General features: G+C 61.3%; 19 protein-coding genes. 9 read left to right on the top strand and 10 right to left on the bottom strand.

Annotated elements, in window-relative coordinates:
- The first annotated feature begins 22 nt into the window (after positions 1-22).
- The 3 genes from ISX84_RS17505 to mdoH are packed head-to-tail and all read left to right on the top strand — an operon-like array spanning position 23 to position 4688.
- Positions 23-1264 carry an OpgC family protein gene (locus tag ISX84_RS17505; RefSeq protein ID WP_195821679.1) on the top strand — a complete coding sequence of 414 codons (1242 nt, stop codon included), beginning with the start codon at positions 23-25 and terminating at the stop codon, positions 1262-1264.
- Positions 1264-2787, top strand: a complete 1524-nt coding sequence (locus ISX84_RS17500) for a glucan biosynthesis protein (protein ID WP_195821678.1) — start codon at positions 1264-1266, stop codon at positions 2785-2787. Before ISX84_RS17505 ends, ISX84_RS17500 begins: the two co-directional genes overlap by 1 nt.
- A complete protein-coding gene (gene mdoH / locus ISX84_RS17495) occupies positions 2784-4688 on the top strand; it encodes a glucans biosynthesis glucosyltransferase MdoH (RefSeq protein WP_229884383.1) in 1905 nt (634 codons plus the stop codon). Before ISX84_RS17500 ends, mdoH begins: the two co-directional genes overlap by 4 nt.
- 167 nt (positions 4689-4855) lie before the next feature.
- On the opposite strand, the gene ISX84_RS17490 is transcribed toward mdoH, so the two are convergent.
- From ISX84_RS17490 to ISX84_RS17460, 7 genes are all read right to left on the bottom strand, one after another.
- Positions 4856-5692 carry an alpha/beta hydrolase family esterase gene (locus tag ISX84_RS17490; RefSeq protein ID WP_195821677.1) on the bottom strand — a complete coding sequence of 279 codons (837 nt, stop codon included), beginning with the start codon at positions 5690-5692 and terminating at the stop codon, positions 4856-4858.
- A gap of 1 nt (position 5693) precedes the next feature.
- Positions 5694-6194: a rhodanese-like domain-containing protein gene (locus ISX84_RS17485; protein ID WP_326838763.1), complete on the bottom strand. Its 501-nt coding sequence runs from the start codon at positions 6192-6194 to the stop codon at positions 5694-5696.
- Entirely contained in the window at positions 6191-6715 is a 525-nt protein-coding gene (locus ISX84_RS17480) for a YHS domain-containing (seleno)protein (RefSeq protein WP_195821676.1), read from the bottom strand. The genes ISX84_RS17485 and ISX84_RS17480 overlap by 4 nt, the downstream gene beginning before the upstream one ends.
- A gap of 158 nt (positions 6716-6873) precedes the next feature.
- Complete coding sequence (locus tag ISX84_RS17475; protein WP_195821675.1) at positions 6874-7668, bottom strand: SseB family protein; 795 nt, start codon at positions 7666-7668, stop codon at positions 6874-6876.
- A gap of 290 nt (positions 7669-7958) precedes the next feature.
- A complete protein-coding gene (locus ISX84_RS17470; RefSeq protein ID WP_195821674.1) occupies positions 7959-8555 on the bottom strand; it encodes a uracil-DNA glycosylase family protein in 597 nt (198 codons plus the stop codon).
- A 225-nt stretch (positions 8556-8780) separates the two neighbouring features.
- Complete coding sequence (locus ISX84_RS17465; RefSeq protein WP_195821673.1) at positions 8781-9263, bottom strand: GNAT family N-acetyltransferase; 483 nt, start codon at positions 9261-9263, stop codon at positions 8781-8783.
- Positions 9263-9574, bottom strand: a complete 312-nt coding sequence (locus ISX84_RS17460; RefSeq protein ID WP_195821672.1) for an ETC complex I subunit — start codon at positions 9572-9574, stop codon at positions 9263-9265. Before ISX84_RS17460 ends, ISX84_RS17465 begins: the two co-directional genes overlap by 1 nt.
- Positions 9575-9750: 176 nt before the next feature.
- Here ISX84_RS17460 and radC point away from each other — a divergent pair, with 176 nt between their 5' ends.
- The 3 genes from radC to uvrB all read left to right on the top strand — a co-directional run bounded on the left by radC (position 9751) and on the right by uvrB (position 13676).
- Positions 9751-10566 (top strand): RadC family protein, encoded by an 816-nt coding sequence (gene radC / locus ISX84_RS17455; protein WP_229884382.1) that lies wholly within the window; start codon positions 9751-9753, stop codon positions 10564-10566.
- A 95-nt stretch (positions 10567-10661) separates the two neighbouring features.
- Positions 10662-11390, top strand: coding sequence for a vWA domain-containing protein (locus ISX84_RS17450; protein ID WP_229884381.1), 729 nt, complete (start codon positions 10662-10664; stop codon positions 11388-11390).
- Between the two features lie 81 nt (positions 11391-11471).
- Positions 11472-13676: an excinuclease ABC subunit UvrB gene (gene uvrB, locus ISX84_RS17445; protein WP_326838762.1), complete on the top strand. Its 2205-nt coding sequence runs from the start codon at positions 11472-11474 to the stop codon at positions 13674-13676.
- A gap of 67 nt (positions 13677-13743) precedes the next feature.
- On the opposite strand, the gene ISX84_RS17440 is transcribed toward uvrB, so the two are convergent.
- Positions 13744-14421 (bottom strand): choice-of-anchor E domain-containing protein, encoded by a 678-nt coding sequence (locus ISX84_RS17440; RefSeq protein ID WP_195821671.1) that lies wholly within the window; start codon positions 14419-14421, stop codon positions 13744-13746.
- Positions 14422-14768: 347 nt separating this feature from the next.
- Between ISX84_RS17440 and ISX84_RS17435 the strand changes: the two genes are divergently transcribed.
- Positions 14769-15107, top strand: coding sequence for an EamA family transporter (locus ISX84_RS17435; protein ID WP_195821670.1), 339 nt, complete (start codon positions 14769-14771; stop codon positions 15105-15107).
- Between the two features lie 10 nt (positions 15108-15117).
- Here ISX84_RS17435 and ISX84_RS17430 read toward each other — a convergent pair whose 3' ends face one another.
- Positions 15118-15357 carry a TFIIB-type zinc ribbon-containing protein gene (locus ISX84_RS17430; protein WP_195821669.1) on the bottom strand — a complete coding sequence of 80 codons (240 nt, stop codon included), beginning with the start codon at positions 15355-15357 and terminating at the stop codon, positions 15118-15120.
- Between the two features lie 139 nt (positions 15358-15496).
- Here ISX84_RS17430 and ISX84_RS17425 point away from each other — a divergent pair, with 139 nt between their 5' ends.
- Positions 15497-15925, top strand: coding sequence for a hypothetical protein (locus tag ISX84_RS17425; protein WP_195821668.1), 429 nt, complete (start codon positions 15497-15499; stop codon positions 15923-15925).
- Between the two features lie 93 nt (positions 15926-16018).
- Complete coding sequence (locus ISX84_RS17420) at positions 16019-16690, top strand: hypothetical protein (RefSeq protein ID WP_195821667.1); 672 nt, start codon at positions 16019-16021, stop codon at positions 16688-16690.
- 21 nt (positions 16691-16711) lie between these two features.
- On the opposite strand, the gene ISX84_RS17415 is transcribed toward ISX84_RS17420, so the two are convergent.
- Positions 16712-18436: a glycosyl hydrolase family 28-related protein gene (locus tag ISX84_RS17415; RefSeq protein ID WP_195821666.1), complete on the bottom strand. Its 1725-nt coding sequence runs from the start codon at positions 18434-18436 to the stop codon at positions 16712-16714.
- Positions 18437-18457 lie beyond the last annotated feature (21 nt).

Below are 18457 nucleotides of genomic sequence, written 5' to 3'. Positions count from 1 at the left end.
TTACACAGCATAAAGACCGGCCATGACACTCGCCGACCCCGCCCATATGACGCCAAGCGCCTCCCCTTCGCGCACCGAAGCAGCCCCTGCGGCCAAGCAGCGCGACGTTCGCCTGGATTTCTTTCGCGGCATTGCGATGTTCATCATCCTCTTCGCCCATACGCCGGGGAACTTCTTTACGTCCTGGATTCCTGCGCGCTGGGGCTTTTCAGATGCGACAGAGATCTTTGTCTTCTGTTCCGGCATGGCCTCTGCGATCGCCTTTGGGCGCGCATACGACACCGTCGGCTGGCGGCTCGGCACGGCGCGGGTCAGCTTTCGGGTCTGGCAGGTTTATTGGGCGCACATCGGGCTCTTCTTTGCCGTGGCAACATTCCTTGCCGCCATCGACATGACCGGGGCCTACGATAAGGTCTATATCGGCACGCTCAACCTGTGGAAGTTCTTTGAAGAACCGGGACCGCAACTGGTGGGGCTACTGACCCTGACCTACGTGCCCAACTATTTCGACATTCTGCCGATGTATATGGTCGTGCTGGCGATGATGCCGCTGATCATGGCGCTCTCCAGGGTGCATCTGGGTCTGGTGGCGGCATTTGTCGGGCTTGTGTGGCTCTTTGCGCAGGAACGGTTGCTGGCTTTGGTGGGGCTTGACCACCTGACCTTTGCGCTGCCAGCCGAGCCATGGTCGGACAGGACGTGGTTCTTCAACCCCTTTGGCTGGCAGCTCATTTTCTTCACCGGTTTTGCCTTTATGCGCGGCTGGTTGCCCAAACCGCCGGTCTCGCCGCTGTTGATCGGCATCGCGCTGGCCCTGGTGCTGATAAACATTCCGCTGTCGAACATCGGCGTGCGCGAATTCGGGTTCGACTGGGCGCGCGACTGGCGCATCGCCAACAAGGGTCTGATTGACAAATCCGATTTTGGGCTGCTGCGCTATGTGCATTTCCTGGCGCTTGCCTACCTCTGCTGGGTGGCTGCTGGCGATAAAGGAGCGCGCCTTCTCGCCCATGGTGATGGCCTCGCCGCGCGTGTCTGGCAGCGCAGCCTTGCCATTATCCTGAAGGTTGGCCAGCAGTCGCTCGCCGTCTTCATCGTCAGCATGTTTACCGCGCGGGTCAGCGGGTTTGCCATGGATAACATTGGTCGCGACACCTGGACTGTCGTGGCTGTCAACCTTGCAGGCATGGGTGTGCTTGTCCTGACCGCTTACGGCGCGGGATGGTACAAATCCCAGCCCTGGCGCAAAAAGGCGGTGCACTGATGCTACGTCGTGACGTTCTGAAATCTCTTGCCGCACTGGCTGCGGTGCCATCGGCCAGCTTCGCCGAGGAGCCCGGATTGCAACTTGGGGATGCGCAACCCTTCGATGCATCCACCGTGCGCGCCCGTGCGGTGGCTTTGGCAGAGGCGGACTACACCCCCCGTCCGCTGATCCCCGAAAGCTGGCGCAACCTGACCTATGATCAGTATCGCAAGATCTGGTTCGACGGTCGCAACGCGCTCTGGGAAGGCTCGCTCAGACCGCAACGCGTCGATGTCTTTCCACCCGGCCTCTATTTTCCGCAGGCGGTGGAGATCAATGTCGTCGAAAACGGCGCCGCACGGCCCCTCGCCTTTGACATGGGCGTTTTCGACAGCACCGACAAATTCCCGGATGTCGAGATCGATGCGACGCTGGGCTATTCCGGACTGCGCCTGCGGGCGGAACTGGAGCAGGCAGGCATTTTTCAGGAGTATGCCGTCTTTCAGGGCGCCAGCTATTTCCGGGGGATCGGCACAGGCGAGACATATGGCCTCTCTGCGCGCGGCCTGGCGCTGAAAACCGGCGATCCGATGGGCGAGGAGTTCCCTGACTTCACCGCCTTCTGGCTGGAAACACCGCAACCGGGGTCCGGGTCGGTCGTGCTGCACGCCCTGCTCGACAGTCCCAGCTGCACCGGTGCCTACCGGTTTGATATCGCCCATGGCGACACGCTGCGCATGGCGGTCTCGGCGGAAATTTTCGCGCGGACCGATATGGACCATGTGGGCATTGCCCCGCTCACCTCCATGTTCCTCTTCGACGAGACCATGCGCCAGCGTTTCGACGACTTCCGCCCCGCAGTGCACGACAGCGATGGCCTGCTCATCCACAATGGCGCGGGCGAGACGATCTGGCGGCCGCTGGCCAATCCGCTGACGCTGCAGATCAGCGCGTTTTCCGACAACAATCCGCGCGGTTTTGGCCTGATGCAGCGCCCGCGTGAATTCCGTGACTACGCGGATCTCGAAGCTCTTTACCACTCGCGACCTTCCCTGTGGATCACCCCGCAGGAGGACTGGGGTCAAGGCTCGGTCACCCTGGTCGAAATCCCGGCTGATCTGGAGATTTACGACAATATCGTCGCCTATTGGCGACCGTCAGAGCCCATTCTGGCCGGGCAAAGTCACCAGATGAGCTATCTGATGGATTGGGGCGACGATCCGACCCCAAAGGCTGACATGCCTCTGCGCGTGCTGGGCACAGCCATCGGTGGACGCCCCGAAGGCGGCAAGGTGGTCACCATCGACTTTGAAGATGGCGCGCTGGTGCCAGACGATCTGTCGCGGCTCGATATCATCCTGCGTGGCAGCGATGGCACGCTGTCCGACGGGCTGGTGCAAAGAAATCCTGAAACCAATGGGCCCCGCTTGGCGTTCACCTTCCAGGCGGGTGAGGCCAGATACATCGAATTCAGGGCGCAACTGCGTCTCGATGGCACGCCGCTCAGCGAGGTTTGGCTCTACAGGTGGACAGCGGGATGAACGACGGTACGGACACGATGGGTGAGGTAGCAGCCACAATGCCTCCCCGTGCGCCTTTGCGAATGCGCGCCCAAGACCTGTCCGCCTCTCCGGGCACTCCCCGGATTGCGCCGACGCAAGGGCCCGAGCGCACGATTGCCTGGCGGCTCGCCCTGTTTCTGCCAGCACTGATCGGCACGGCGATGCTCATGTCCGCCTTGCACGGCTGGCTATCTGAAACCGGCATGACCGGGTTGGAATGGGCGCTGCTGGCGCTGATTGGCGTGACCTTTGTCTGGGTCACCCTCTCTGTCAGCACCGTCGGCGTGGCCATAGCCGGGTTGCTGGCCCGGGAAACGGCCCAAAGCCGCAGCCCCAAAGAGGTGGTTCCGATGGATGTCGCCTTGCTGGTGCCCATCTATAACGAGGTACCCAGCGACGTTTTTGGCAATGCAACGGCGATGCTGGATGACCTTGCACGACGCCAGAGCGCACACAGCTACACGCTCTTTGTTCTGTCGGATACACGCGACCCTTCCATTGCCGAGGATGAACAGCGCGCCTTTGCCGATCTGGCCGCCTCCGCGCCGGAAGGGTTTGCCGTCCACTATCGCCGCCGGACTGCGAACACGGACAAGAAAGTCGGCAACCTTGTCGACTGGATCACCGGATGGGGCGCCGCCTATGAAGCCATGGTGGTGCTGGACGCCGACAGCCTGATGACCGGGCGCGCCATCGACCGCCTTGCAGACGAGCTTAGCGTCGACCCCGAGACCGGCCTGATCCAGACCTTTCCGATGCTGATCGGAGCCGAAACCATCTTCGCCCGATTGCAGCAATTCTCCAACATTGCCTACGGCTGGTTGCTGGCCGAAGGGTTGGCGAAATGGGCGCGTAGCGAAGGCAATTACTGGGGCCACAACGCGATCATCCGCACGCGCGCCTTTGCGGCATCCGCCGGACTGCCCCATTTGCAGGGGCGCAAGGGCCAGGCGGAACTGATCCTCAGCCACGACTTTGTCGAGGCGGGGCTTCTGCGCCGTGCCGGATGGCGTGTGCGGTTTCTGCCGCGCGTCTCTGGCAGTTTCGAAGAGACGCCCGGCACGCTGATCGACTACGTGCTGCGGGACCAGCGGTGGTGCCGCGGCAACCTCCAGCACCTGCGCCTGCTGGGCACTGCGGGTCTGCACCCGGTGTCGCGCTTTCATCTCTTCCACGGCGCGGTGAGCTACTTGCTGTCTCCTGCGTGGTTTGTCTTGCTGGTGATCTGGGCTCTGCTGGGCGTCGACGCGGACACCAATGTCGTGCGCTATTTCAACGAGACCAATCCGCTCTTCCCGGATTGGCCGCCGGAGATGAGCCACATCGACTCCGCCGTCTTCCTGGTGATCATGTACGCCATGCTGCTGACCCCCAAGCTAGTGGGCGCAGGCATCATCGCCCTGCATCCCAAGGCCACGCGGGTCTACGGGGGACGTGGTGCTTTCCTGACTGCTTTTCTGGTCGAAATTGTCTTGTCGATCGCCTATGCGCCGATCCTGATGATCCAGCAGACCTGCGCGGTACTGCGCGCCCTGCTCGGCCAATCCGACGCCTGGGCCGCGCAGTCGCGCCATGCCCATGCCTACCCGCTGCGTACGCTGATCCGGTTCCACTGGGCGGAAACCCTGCTGGGCGCGGTACTTCTGATTGGCTTGGCTTCCGGTCTGATTTCTCTCTGGCTCATCCCGATTGTCGCCAGTCTCTGCCTCGCCGTGCCGTTGTCAGCGCTCAGCGCTGTGCCACTGTCGCGCGCGCTGCCCGGTGGGTTGCGCATGCAAAGCCCGCACACTATTCGCGAGCCCGCCATTGTCGGCCGCGCCCGCCTTGAGAGATCGCGGCTGCGCAATCTGTTGGACGCAGGCCAGCTTCCCGCTGAATAACTCCGGCACAGGATTGGGAATTGGAGGCGTTCAAGCTCGCGCTATGGATAGGCAGCAGCACTGGATCGCGGCCCGGTCACACGCAACTTTCTGGCCTATCTCCCACCTGTGTGGACTGTCTGATTGATTGGTCTGGGCGCCAGAATGGCCGGCGGCGCGAGCTGTGCTCAAAGCCCCTCGTACCAGTCCAGCATCATGCCTGCCCACCCTTGCGGCACGACATGCCCACCGGGAAAGAGCGCAAATTCCAATGCGGAGCCGTCGGCACAGCGATCCCACGCCCGGCGCATAAAGTCGCCCTTGGTGACATATCGGTCCGCGCGCAACTGGTTGCAGGCGTTCACTTCGCGCCACATGCGCAGCGTGTAGAAGATATCCCCCTGCACCAGTGCCTCCGGGTCCGTCGCGTCACGACCGCGCAGAACACGGCCCTCGAGCGGCACGGTGCCATCTGTCCACCCGTGGGTGTGCAACAGGCGCACGGGTCCCGCGCAGCCGGTCGGATGCGGGCGCCAGAAACCACCGGCCACGGGCGCATAGGCCGCAAAGCTGTCCGGTACGTCGCAGGCCATGTAAGAGGTCATGGAACCGCCAATGGAAAAACCGCTCAGGATCACGCGTTCCGCCGTGAAGCCAAAACGGGCGGCGGCATCATCCCGCACGGCCTGCAGGAACGCAGGCTCATCGCGCAATTTCGGGCGGCCCGGGATGAACGACCAACCACGCCCGCGTCCCTCCGCATAGGGCAACCCATCCGGCGCGATCAGCACATAGCCACGGTCAAGCGCCGTGTTCACCCAGTCCTTGGGTCGCAGCGCGCCCTCGCCCGACCCGCCGAACCCATGTAAATAGAGTATCGCGCCCTTGACGGGACCCTCCGGCACACGCGCGTGATAGGTGCCCATCTCAATCGAGCAGGCCCCCGTGTCTTCGCCACAAGCGGCATGCGACGGTGCCGTCCCGCCCAACCAGGCCGCGGCGGCCAGCGCAAGGAACCGTTTCATCTCAACTCTCCTTGCGCAGGGGCAGTTCGCGTTTGATCCAGCCGGGCCCAGCACCGGAGCCCAGCATGCCTTCGGGCACGTCGATGATGCGCGTGAACCCGGCCTTGGTCAGTCTCGCGCTCTGATGGCGAGATCGCACGCCGCGCGCACAAATCAGGGCAACGGGGCGTGTGGTGTCGTTCTGCACGGCGGCCAGAAGCGCTTCGGTAAAGTCTTCGCGCCGCATGTCGAGCGTTATCGCGCCTTCGCCAACGCCTGTCAGCGCCCATTCGTCCGGTCTGCGGATATCGACCAAAAGGATATCACCGGACAGGGCCGCCTGATGGGCCTGAGGCGCGCTCAGCGCGTTCTCGCCCGTCTCGGCCCAGATGTTGAACCATCGTGACGCCACTGCACCTGCTGTGACCACGGAAATGGTACCCAGCGCCAAGAAGCCCCGCCGCGTCAGACGCGGCGAGGCTTCCGGGGAACGAGAAGGCAGGTCCTTCTCAGTCATGCTCATTCAACCGGTGCAGCGCTTTCAAACTGCGGAATTGCCCGGTCAGAGGCTGGTGCCGCTTCGATATCGACCCAATTCGCTTCAGAGAGCTGGATGTTGCCGGGAATGTCTTCTTCCCAGAAGCCCACGACGTTTTGGGTGATGTTGAGATAGAGTTTACCATCCAGAATACGCCACAGGTTGGGGTTGCCGGGCACCTTGCCGCCCTTGGCCACACCATAGGCGCAATGGCCATCGTATTGCGGCACATATTTTTCGGGATCGGCCTCGAACGCGGCCTTGTTGGCTTCGGACGAGAACGCGAACGTCGCGCCATTGTAGGTCGATGTGATATCCTTGTCACCGGGCACCGCCGCAGGCTGCGCCGTACCGACCGGGTTCTGTTCGAGGTCAAAATAGGCCACGACGTCATATCCGGACACGGCGAACCCGGTCGGATCAACGTATTGATCACCGGCCCAGGCCGACGACGCGATGGTCAGCGCAATGGCGGCACCTGCAATTTTGAGGGGGAAGCGGTTCATCAGAAAACTCCAGTTCTTCAAGAGGATCATTAGGGTCGGGTTTTGAGCTCTTGAGATATTTAGACGGCGATCCTGCCGCTTTGCACCCTCTGTAGCGCCGCCTCTCGCCCTTGTGAAAATCACCGTATTCCGCGTGAGGACAACGTGAGGAGCGGAGCCTATCGGAGTTTAGGCGGTTTGGCGAGGTCCCCTCCCGGAATGCCAGGTTGCTGTGGCGCGGGGTGCTGCAGCTGAGGCAAATCAAACCGCAAGCCGACAGAGTCCATCCGAGGGGTCATCGGATCAGCGTGACGGAAAAATCCGATATCCATGGCACCCGCCTCAATGCCGGAGAACGTGAGCGCCTCACCGGCGGCACGCGCCAATGCGCCCTCTGCTTCCGGCACCGCTCCGACGAATCCCAGCAGATGCCCGCGCGCGCCGGTGTCATAGGTCACCCCCACGAGATAGGCCGTTTGTGCCAGCCCAAGTGCCGTCGCCAGCTTACCATCGAGCGCGGTGATGAAATGTTCCGGCAGACCTTTCGGCGCGTGCACTTGGGCAATGGCAGCTTCGACCTCGCGGGGCTGATTGCTCAGCGTGTCATGCAACCAGGCAATTGCCGTATCCGGCAACAGGATCGACGAAGGCGCCACCTCCAGATTGACACCCAGCCCGATCCCCTGCCCTGCCAGCATTTCCGCGATCAACCGACCTGAGAGCGCGACGTAAGGCACCGGCTTGCCCGCAAAGGCAGCGAGCCGTTCCTCCCGGTCAAAGACAAGCACATACCGGGCGTCGCCCAGATCAAAGAGCTCGGGCGATATCTGATCGCCCTCAGGCACCTCCTCGGACAGCATCAGGAAGAGCTCACACTCGGCCAGACGGTCATAGAACCGTAGCCGTACCGCATCATCGCCGGGGGCCGCCTCCATCGCCGCATGGGCCTGATCGAGCGGGGTTACATCAGCCATGCATGCGCTTTCCCAGAGAGGCACGCCGTTGTGGCAGCGCATACGACTTGAGCGTCAGATTTTCCATGATCCCGCTGATGTTCTGCAAATTCACCCTGGTCAACACGAAACTGCGTCTTGGCCGATCTGACAGGCGCTCTGCCGACAACGAAAGAGCGGCGCACCGTTCGAATGATACCCGACCTGCCATCGGCACGCGCAGCAAGACCGGGAGTGACCGGTGCGCCCTGCAGAGGGTTGCGAAACGCATGCGCAAAGCCCGGACGTTCTCCTGCACACCGGCGTCCACCCTACAAAACAGAGGGGACGTCCAGTATCCGCCGCACGTTCTCCTGGATGCGAGGCACCACATCCGCTTCGAACCAGGCGTTTTGTTTCAGCCATCGATTGTTTCGGGGGCTCGGGTGCGGTAGCACGAACATGTGCCCGTCTCCCTCGGACGCTTGCCGGACAGCTTCGGTCACCGGTTTGCCCTTTAGGTCAGGCAGGTGCCATGCGATTGCATAAGCACCGAGGATCAATGTCAGTTCAACCTGTTCCAGCTTTTGCATAACGGATGACCGCCAGGTCGTCGCACAGATTTTTGGTGGCGGCAGATCGCCCCCCGACCCCGTGCCGGGAAAGCATAACCCCATCGGGAAAATTCCGACCCGGGGATCGGTGTAAAAAGTAGGCTTGTCTACCGCCAACCAGCTGCGAAGGCGGTCGCCGGAGGGATCGTCGAAAGGGCGGCCCTTTGCATGGGTGATGCGCCCCGGTGCCTGTCCGACAATCAGAATTCTGGCCTGTTGGTCCAGCTGGAAAATCGGTCTGGGGCCGAGGGGCAGGTCCTTGCAAAGCGTACAGGCCAGCATGTCAGATGTGAGCGTCTGCAAGTCTTTGGGCATGTGTTCCCTTTTGACCGGAGGAGGCCGTTTCGAGGCACCGAGAGTATTTAGTGTAGTGCTGAATGTAAGCGTGGTTGATCTCTTCGCAACCAGGTGTCGCTTTGTGCCGCCGGTTGAATGGACCTAAAGGACCAAGCGCAGCAAACGGGTTTGAAAGCTGACACGCAGTCGACCTGTGCGCTCCACCAGCGCCCCGCTCCACCGCTCCACGGGGTGGTTAAGATGTCAAATACCCTGCTGCTCAGGCACCCGGAGCCTGCGCGTCATGAAAACGCTCAGCGGGTCAGCCACGTAGTCGCCAAACGGCGGGCACTCCGAAAAACCTGCCGCCTCATAGAGACGCCGCGCAGCCAGATGGTCCGCGCCGGACCCGGTCTCCAGGTTCAGATATTTCAGCCCCAGCGCACGCGCCTCTTGCATCAGCGCCGTCAGCATCGCCTTGCCCGCGCCGCGCCCGCGCGCTTCCTGCGCCGTATGCATGGATTTCAACTCACCCCAGTCGCCAAAGTTTCGGATTGCCCCGATGGCAAGAAGCTGCCCCTGATCCCGCAACGCAAAAAGCGAGACGTCAGCCGCGGCGAGGTCTTCGGCTGGCAAGACGTGGCAGCTTTCCGCAGGAGATTGCGCACGCATCAACTCGAAGTGTCGATCGAGCAATGCCGCGACATCCTCCTCTGACACCTGTGCGCGGGCAATATCAAATCCCATCAGTGGGTCCAGGCACCACGCCGTCCCGTCGCGAAATTTTCGCCATAGCCACCGGGACGGATGTTCGGACGCCGTTTCTTGGGTTCCTGTACGTCCGCCTCAATGCCGTTTTCCTGCGCGTATTCGACCGCGTCCGCCTTGGTTTTGAACCGCAGGCGCACCTGGCTTTGCGTGTCGTCCGACGAAGTCCACCCCATCAGCGGATCAACTTCGCGCGCCGAGGCCGGGGCGAATTCCAGCACCCATCCGTGGGTCTTGGCGGTCCCGGATTGCATCGCCGTCTTGGCGGGCTGGTAGATGCGTGCGCGCATGGCCTGGCTCCTCATAGGTCTTGCCTTGTATATCGGAGATTTAACCCTCTGGAGCAAGATGCCATTTCCGCCGCTGCCGTCAGATTGAGCACCAATTGCAAACAATCTTCTCAAAAATCGATGCGATTAAGATTTCGCTAACCTTGATTTCCCAACATCCGACTCACGTGGATGACATGGGATTGATGTGTGCCGATATGAGACATGGGTTTTCCGAAGCTGCGTTGCGCGGGTTGGAGGAATTGGAGCGCCGCATTCCCAGCGGCGTCGAGACGAGACCGCTGGCCGCCGGCGAGTTTGCCGGGCACGGCGGCGGCCCCTCCCCTCATTACATGGGACACCGCGCGCGGCTGCGCACCCGTTTTCTGACAGGGGGTCATGCCCCGATGCCGGAATACGAGCTTCTGGAACTCTTGTTGTTTAACGCCATCGAACGCATTGACGTGAAACCTCTGGCCAAAAGACTGCTGGAGACTTTCGGAGATCTGAACGGCGTGGTTGCCGCCTCAGAGCACCGCCTGCTGCAGGTCCGCGGCACCACCAAGAAAGTCTATCTGCAACTGCGATTGGTCGAGGCTTTTGCCCACCGGATGGCGCAGGCAAAGGTGCTGAAACGCTGCGCCCTGTCATGCTGGGAAGAACTGATCACCTATTGCCGCACAACAATGGCGCACCGGGATACCGAGCAATTCCGCATTCTCTTTCTGGACAACAAAAACGTTGTCATCGCGGATGAAGAACAGGCGCGGGGCACGGTCAATCACGTCCCGGTCTACCCCCGCGAGGTGGTGAAGCGCGCGCTGGAACTCAACGCCTCAGCCCTAATCCTCGTGCACAATCATCCCTCGGGCGATCCGTCTCCCAGTCAGGCTGACGTTACGATGACGGAGCAGATCGTCATGGCCTGTCAGGTCATCGACCTGCGGGTGCATGACCATGTCATCATCGGCAAGAAGGAAGAGACGTCTTTCCGCACGCTGGGGCTGCTCTGACTCCAACGCCTTGTCAGATGACCGGCGACTGGACGTTGACAGAACGGTCCCGACCCTGTGAGGGTGGGCTACCCGGAACAGGAAAGGCGTGACCCTTGCGACTGACCTTGCGCATCTTATCGGCCTGTGCAGCAACGCTTTTGCCCGCGACGCTGCCTGCGTCGCAGAGCTGTACAGAGGATGCGATGATCGTTTTCGACGGGTCCGGGTCCATGTCGGAGATGGGGTTCAACCTGCTGGATGAGCCGCGCATTTTCGAGGCGCGTCGGGCAATCCACAACAGCATCCCGCAGATTGCGGCCGTGCGACGCCTTGGCCTTGTGATCTACGGTCCCGGCCAGACAGCGACCTGCGGCAATATCGATCTGCGTTTCGGTCCGCGTGCCGAGGCCGCCCGCCCAATCATCGATGCCGTCGACGGTCTGCAGCCTGCAGGCGAAACCCCTCTGACGGATGCTGTGGCGCAGGCTGCCGAGGTGCTCGACTACCGCGCCCGTCCGGGCGTCATCGTCTTGTTGACCGATGGCAAGGAAACCTGCGACGGCCAACCCTGTGTGCTCGCGGCCACCCTGGCCGCAGATGCCCATGACCTGACGGTGCATGTGATCGGCTTTAAGGTGCGGGACGATCACTTTGGTTGGGACAACCCGCAGGATGACGATTACGAACGCAGGATCGCGGTCGCCCGCTGCCTCGCCGACCGCACGGGCGGTACCTACGCCTCCGCAGAGACGCTCGATGAACTGACGGAGGCGCTGACCCGCACGCTGGGGTGTCAGCTGATCGGGTTGCGGACCGTCGACCGGAACCGCCTGCCCACCTGACAATTTCTGTCATCAGGCGAGGCTGGCCCCTTGAACCCCTGACGTTTCATGACACTTTGGAGGTAACTCCAAGGAGCACCGATGCCCTACGCCCAGACCGATTCGTCCGACGCCCCCCTGATCATGGCCAATCCGGCCCCAGACGTACGCAGCCGTCCTAAGCTTGAGGGTGGCAGACAATTCGTCATGGCCACGGAATTCGAGCCCGCAGGCGACCAACCGACCGCCATCGAAGAGCTCAGCGCGGGTGTGCGCGACGGCGAGCGCGATCAGGTGCTGCTGGGCGCCACCGGTACCGGCAAGACCTTCACCATGGCCAAGGTGATCGAGGAAACCCAGCGTCCCGCAATCATCCTAGCGCCCAACAAGACGCTGGCGGCGCAGCTCTATGGCGAGTTCAAAGGCTTCTTCCCGGACAACGCGGTGGAGTATTTTGTCAGCTATTACGACTACTACCAGCCCGAAGCTTATGTAGCGCGGTCGGATACCTACATCGAGAAGGAAAGCCAGATCAACGAACAGATCGACCGGATGCGCCACTCGGCCACCCGGGCGCTGCTGGAACGCGACGATGTGATCATCGTGGCCTCCGTCTCCTGCATCTACGGCATCGGCTCGGTCGAGACCTACGGGGCGATGACGCAAGATCTGAAGGTGGGCAGCAGCTATGACCAGCGGCAGGTCATGGCCGACCTCGTGGCGCAGCAGTACCGGCGCAACGATCAGGCGTTTCAGCGCGGCAGCTTCCGTGTGCGTGGTGACAGCCTTGAAATCTTCCCCGCCCACCTCGAAGACCGTGCCTGGAAGTTGTCTTTTTTCGGCGAAGAACTGGAATCTATCACCGAGTTTGACCCTCTGACCGGTGAGAAAACCGACAATTTCGACCAAATCCGCGTATATGCTAACAGCCACTACGTGACACCGAAGCCGACGATGCAGCAGGCCATCATCGGCATCAAGAAAGAGCTGAAGATCAGGCTCGACCAGCTTGTTTCTGAAGGCAAACTGCTCGAAGCCCAGCGGCTTGAGCAACGCACGAACTTCGATTTGGAGATGTTAGAGGCCACGGGCGTCTGCAACGGCATCGAGAACTACTCGCGCTATCTCACCGGTCGCGCGCCGGGCGAGCCACCCCCCACGCTCTTCGAGTTCATCCCCGATCACGCCATCGTCTTCGCCGACGAATCCCACGTCTCCGTCCCGCAGATCGGCGGCATGTACAAGGGCGACTACCGCCGCAAGTTCACGCTGGCCGAGCACGGCTTCCGCCTGCCCTCCTGCATGGACAACCGCCCCCTCAAATTCGAGGAATGGGACGCGATGCGCCCGCAGTCCGTCTTTGTCTCCGCCACGCCCGCATCTTGGGAGATCGAACAGACGGGTGGTGTTTTTACCGAACAGGTGATCCGCCCCACCGGCCTTCTGGACCCAGAAGTGGAAATACGCCCCGTCGAGATGCAGGTGGACGATCTGCTGGACGAGGTGCGCAAGGTTGCCGCCGACGGCTACCGTACGCTCTGCACCACGCTAACCAAACGCATGGCCGAAGACCTCACCGAATACATGCACGAGCAGGGCATTCGCGTGCGCTACATGCACTCGGATATCGACACCATTGAGCGTATCGAAATCCTGCGGGATCTGCGGCTTGGCGCCTTTGACGTGCTGATCGGTATCAACCTGCTGCGAGAGGGGCTCGACATCCCCGAATGCGGGCTGGTGGCCATTCTCGACGCGGATAAGGAGGGGTTCCTGCGCTCCGAGACCTCGCTCATCCAGACCATCGGTCGTGCCGCGCGCAACGCCGATGGGCGGGTGATCATGTATGCCGACCGCATCACAGGTTCGATAGAACGGGCGCTGGCCGAGACAGACCGCCGCCGCGCCAAGCAGATCGAATACAACAAAGAGCACGGCATCACCCCCGCGACGGTGAAAAAGAACGTCGAGGATATCCTCGCCGGCCTCTACAAAGGCGACACCGACCAGAGCCGTGTCACAGCCAAGATCGACAGCCAGATGGCCGGCGGCAACCTCCAGGCGGTGCTTGACGGTTTGCGCGCTGACATGCGCAAGGCTGCGGAAAACCTCGAATTCGAGGAAGCGGCGCGACTGCGCGACGAAGTCAAACGCCTCGAAGCGGTCGATCTGGCGATCGCGGACGACCCCATGGCCCGGCAATACGCGGTCGAGAAAGCCGTAGACGACGCCCAGAAGGCATCGGGTCGGAGCACCATGGGCCGTGGCGGCATGCGCGGTGGGGTCAAGCGCCGCAAGGGCCGGTAGAACGCGACCGCAGAATAAAACGGCGCGTCTGGGCAGACGCGCCGTTCAAAGCTTTCTCTCTCAGAGGTTAGCCGCGTCTACGGCGCACCAGGTAGAGACCTGCCAGAGCGCCCAACAGCAGTGGGGCTCCCGCAGGCAGAGGGATCGGAGCCATGTCACCGTCATCGAAGGTGTATTCAACCGTGATTGTACCGCCTGCAGAGGTCGCAAACTGCGTGATCAGGTTGCCCGACCCGCTGCCATTGGATGTACCCTCGCCGGTCAGGTTGATATCAGCCGTACCCAAACCGGTAAAGAAGGCCAAAGTCGCAGCGTCATTGTAGACGTTCACCACGGTGTCGTCGCCAGTCAGACCCGTGAAAGACGCACCTGACGTGCCGTCAAAGTCAACAACACCGTCGAACGCGGTGAAGTTCTCGACCACGCTGGTCACCGGAATGACAACCCCGAGATCCCCGGGCAGCCCCGGGCCGGTGGCCGTGATCCGCGCCTCGACCTCCAATGTCACCTGCGATGGCGACGCATCAAGACTTTCGGCAGAGGCGTCTCCAATCACTTCTCCGAACAGCGTGAACTTCACGCTGGTCAGCGTTCCAAGGGAGGGGTCAAACTTGTTCACAGACGCAGTTTCAGACCAGTTCGTAGGTTGAACAGCAACCGTATCCGAAAAAGAAATTGTCGCCGCCCCGGAAGCAGTCGCTGTCGCCACCATCAAGGCGACCGCCAACGCAAAACGTTTTACCATAAGTCCATCTCCACACATTTATTTGTTTATTAACCAGCGCTTTCCAGCTTTGCGGAGGTAAGGTCAAGGTACTACCTGTGCTAGAATTCAAAAAATCGAAGTTTGGCTGTTTTACGCCAACGGGTGGCAGAAACCCGCTCATAAACTGACGCAGAAACAGGCACATAGCGTCATTTTTTGTGTATGTTTTGTAACGCTCTTCGCGCGCGGCACCAAGTCGGCGGGTGCGACCGCCCTCTGCGATTCTCTTCCGTCTCCGGACCGTGCAGCATTGCTGAAGGCACTGCGCAAAACTGTGTTACACTGCCCTCATTTCAAAACTGTACTTTTTAGAAACGAGTGACCTAATGACCCAATTTACCTTCGGCTATGCCTTTGCCTTTTTCACCGCAATGCTCGTCATTTTCGGCGATTTTGCCATCAAGACCGCCGCCGACGCAGGCCACGCAATTACGTCTACTTACGTGATCGTTGGTGTCGTTCTCTACGGCACCTCAGCGCTTTTCTGGTTTTACGCCATGCACCACGTGACGCTCGCCCAGGCAGGCGTCGCCTACTCCATGCTCACGCTCATCGCGTTGGCGGTGATCGGCGCGGTGTGGTTCGGCGAGGCACTTCATGCCCGCGAGTATGCGGGCCTCGGCTGCGCGCTGCTGTCGATGGTGCTGATGAGCCGGGTGGCCTGAACGCGTCGCGTCAGAAGTCGAAGATATCTTCGAGAAAGCCGCCGCGTTTTTTGCGCTTCTGATATCCGCCGCGGTCGTCATACCCGCGCTGTTGCGGCGGTGGCGGTGGCGGCGCTGAAGCGCTGCGGTCAATGATCTTGTCGAGCTCACCCCGATCCAACCAGACCCCGCGGCAGTCTGGGCAATAGTCGATCTCGACTCCGCTGCGATCGGTGATCACCAGCGTTGTTCCATCCACGGGGCACTTCATAGGGCAGTCTCCTCTTAAGTTGATCCCGGTACATATGGGGGCGCAGCACGCATTTTTCACCCGCCGCTGGCAGAGATTTGCAAGGGGATCGCGCCAGACAGAAACTGGCCAGGGCCTCGACACGGCCTATCTGGAATGTATGCGTTTTCTCGTACTGTTCATATGTGGTCTCGCTGGTCATGCGGCGGCGTGGGAATTCACCCCCGGGCTGCCCTGTCGGCTGACCCACGCCACAAATGAGGTGGCGGTGGAACTGACCTACGACCCCACGCAGCCACTCTACACGATCACGCTGACCCGATCCGTCCCGTGGCCCAAAGCGGATGTGTTTGCGCTGCAGTTTACCGGATCAGCTCCGATCACGATTTCTACCGGTCGGCATCAGATGAGCCCCGATCGAACCGCGCTGACCGTCACGGACCGTGGTTTTGGCAATGTGCTCGACGGCTTGCAATTCAACGATGTCGCGACGGCTCTGTCGGGGGATAAAGTCATTGCGATCCCTCTGGACGGCGCCGCCAAGCCGGTAAGCCTCTTTCGCCGCTGTGAGGTTGCAGCGGGCGCCTGACCCGGCCGGGCTGAACCTGCTGCCGGACCTTGGCTCGAGCCCTGTAACCAAATGTTAACTTCCGTTAACCATGATCTCCAGCGGGAGAATGGTATGATGCGGTTCATTGCGCTGGCCCTAAGTCTTGTTCTGGTAGGTGCACAGGCCGCGCCCGCGGGACCGTGGCTGCGCGAAAAGGGCAAGGGGTTTATCGCCACCTCCGGCAATATCACGCAGGAAAAGGACACCTCCGGCTCGGCCTATTTCGAGTATGGTTTGCGCGACAATATCACGCTCGGTGCCGACCTCTTTTACGGTATTGACCGGACCCTGCAGCAATCGGGTTCCGGCATCGTCTTTTTGCGGTTTCCGATCAGCAAACCGGATGCCACACACAAATGGGCGTGGCACGTTGGCGTCGGCGCCCGGTCACAAAACAGGATCTTCACACCCGCCGTTGAAGCCGGGATTTCCTGGGGACGCGGTATCAAGGTCGGCGAGCGGTACGGCTGGGCGGTGATCGACAGCAGCCTGAATATCCCCGGCTCCGATCTTGAAACGCGGATCAAGCTCGACGGGACCATCGGGCTGGGCTTCGGTGACCATTTCAAAGGCATGGCACAGGTCTTCACGACCCATCAGGGCGGCGAAGTCTTTGCCAAATTCGCGCCCTCCTTGCTGATAATCCCGGGCAAGGGCAAATACACCCTACAGATTGGCGTTGAAGTCCCGGTCCAGGGCGGTGGTGACACGGAGTTCAAGCTCGGCCTTTGGCGGGATTTCTGACCTGCCTCACAAAGCTCTCGCTTAGGAAAACAGATTGCCCGGCGGCGTGCTGAGCGTGGCCTCATTGCCGACGATTAGGGTGCAGTTCTGAAAGTGATTGCCCACAACACAAGCAGTGCCGCCTTCTGTCAGGATCACAGCGGGCGTCTCACCCGCAGCGCCTTGCATGTGGGTCCCGGTGATCAATGCTCCCTGGCCAGCGATATGTGCAAAAAGGTGCGGCCCATGCGCATGGCAGTTCAGCAGCCGCACGCCCTCAGCATTCAAGTTGATCGCAACCGCGTCATTTTCCTCGGTCCGGGTGCTCAAGACGTCGCACCGGTCCAGGACCAGATGCGCGCAACCGGAGCCGATAGAGGTCAGAGCCCGGTTCTTCGCCCCCTGTATCGTGCAGTCCTGCAAACGCATGCCCGTGCCCTCTGGCGCAAGCATCACACCGCTGGCCACCCCATTGCCCTGCAATTGCACATTCGACAGAGTTAGGTTGTTCAAGGCCGCGATCCCGCTGAAATCGAGAAGATATGCAGATCGGCTGAACCTTAACCTCCGTTTGGCTGAACCGGTTGCCAGAGGCATGCTCAACGTCACGGTCCCGGCTGCTGTATCCGTCGCGCGGACATAGGTTTCACGGTGCACATCCGGGCCTGAAACATGGGCCCCGACGGCAACCTCTTCCACATTTGCGACGGCCGTCAGCAGGGTGGGGTGTTCAGCCGTCCACTGCCCTTCCGCCATAGTGGTGTCGACCTCCCAACCCGGTCCATCGACCGCCGTCAGCTGCCCGTTGTGCACCGTCTTGCGGTAGCGGCTATCGCTTTTTGGTTGCGCCATTTTCAGCATGAGAGGTTCGTGCAATTCGATCTCGCCGCCGCCAAGATCGAAGCTGTGCTGACCCTCGGCTTGCATCAGCGCTTGAAATCCCTTGCGCAGCCCCATGACATCGCCCCCAAAAGCCGCCCTGTAGGTCGGGAAGTCGAAGTTGCGCTTTAGCTGCAGGGTTGCACTGTCTGGCATGAGGACGCGCCCCTGAAAGCAAACCGGAGCGTCCAGCATCACGTCCCGCCCCAAGTAGAACTGGCCACGCGGCACCAATATCGTACGGCCAAAAGCCGCAGCATCGGCAGCTTCGAAGGCTGCCGCATCGTCAGTCTCCCCATCCCCCAGTGCCCCGAAATCGCGCACATCCACCGCAGCGACCAGATCGCGCAGAAAACTCGATGTCACATCCTCGATCACCAGGCTTTCGATCCGCACCACCGATCCTTTTGGTCCCGTCACATCCAACCCGAAGTGCCCATAAAGGGCGGCCCTGCCCCAGATCATGTCGACACCGATACGCAGACCGGCGCCGACAATCGCAGAGACCTCCACAACCACACCCGGTGCGGGCAAACGCAGCGACGGGCCGGTGGTTTGCGCACCCGGAACAGGCGCACCCTCGGCACCGCCCGCGAACCCGCCGATCCGAACCGCGGGCAATGGACCGCTGACCGCCTTGATGCGCGCGGAAATACGCAGGTAGCAGCCCGGCAAAAGGGGCGTTTCGCCCTTGTAGCGCAGGCTTTGTGTGCCGTCCGTTTTGGTGATCTCAAGGCAGGTGCCGAAATCACCATCTCCAGTTACAAGCCGTCCGGACCCTTCGATGTCAGCAGACCCCGGCGTGCCGTCGCCGCTTGAATAGGCACTCAGCGCCCGCGCAAAGGGCGGCGGCATCAAGTGCGCGCCATCGGTGATCGCCTTATTCATCGGGTATCCTTTTTTCGCAGG

Origin of the sequence: Roseobacter sp. MH60115, assembly GCF_015644665.1 — a bacterium.
Taxonomy (GTDB): Bacteria; Pseudomonadota; Alphaproteobacteria; order Rhodobacterales; family Rhodobacteraceae; genus Roseobacter.
This window is presented reverse-complemented; position numbering and strand designations above follow the sequence as displayed.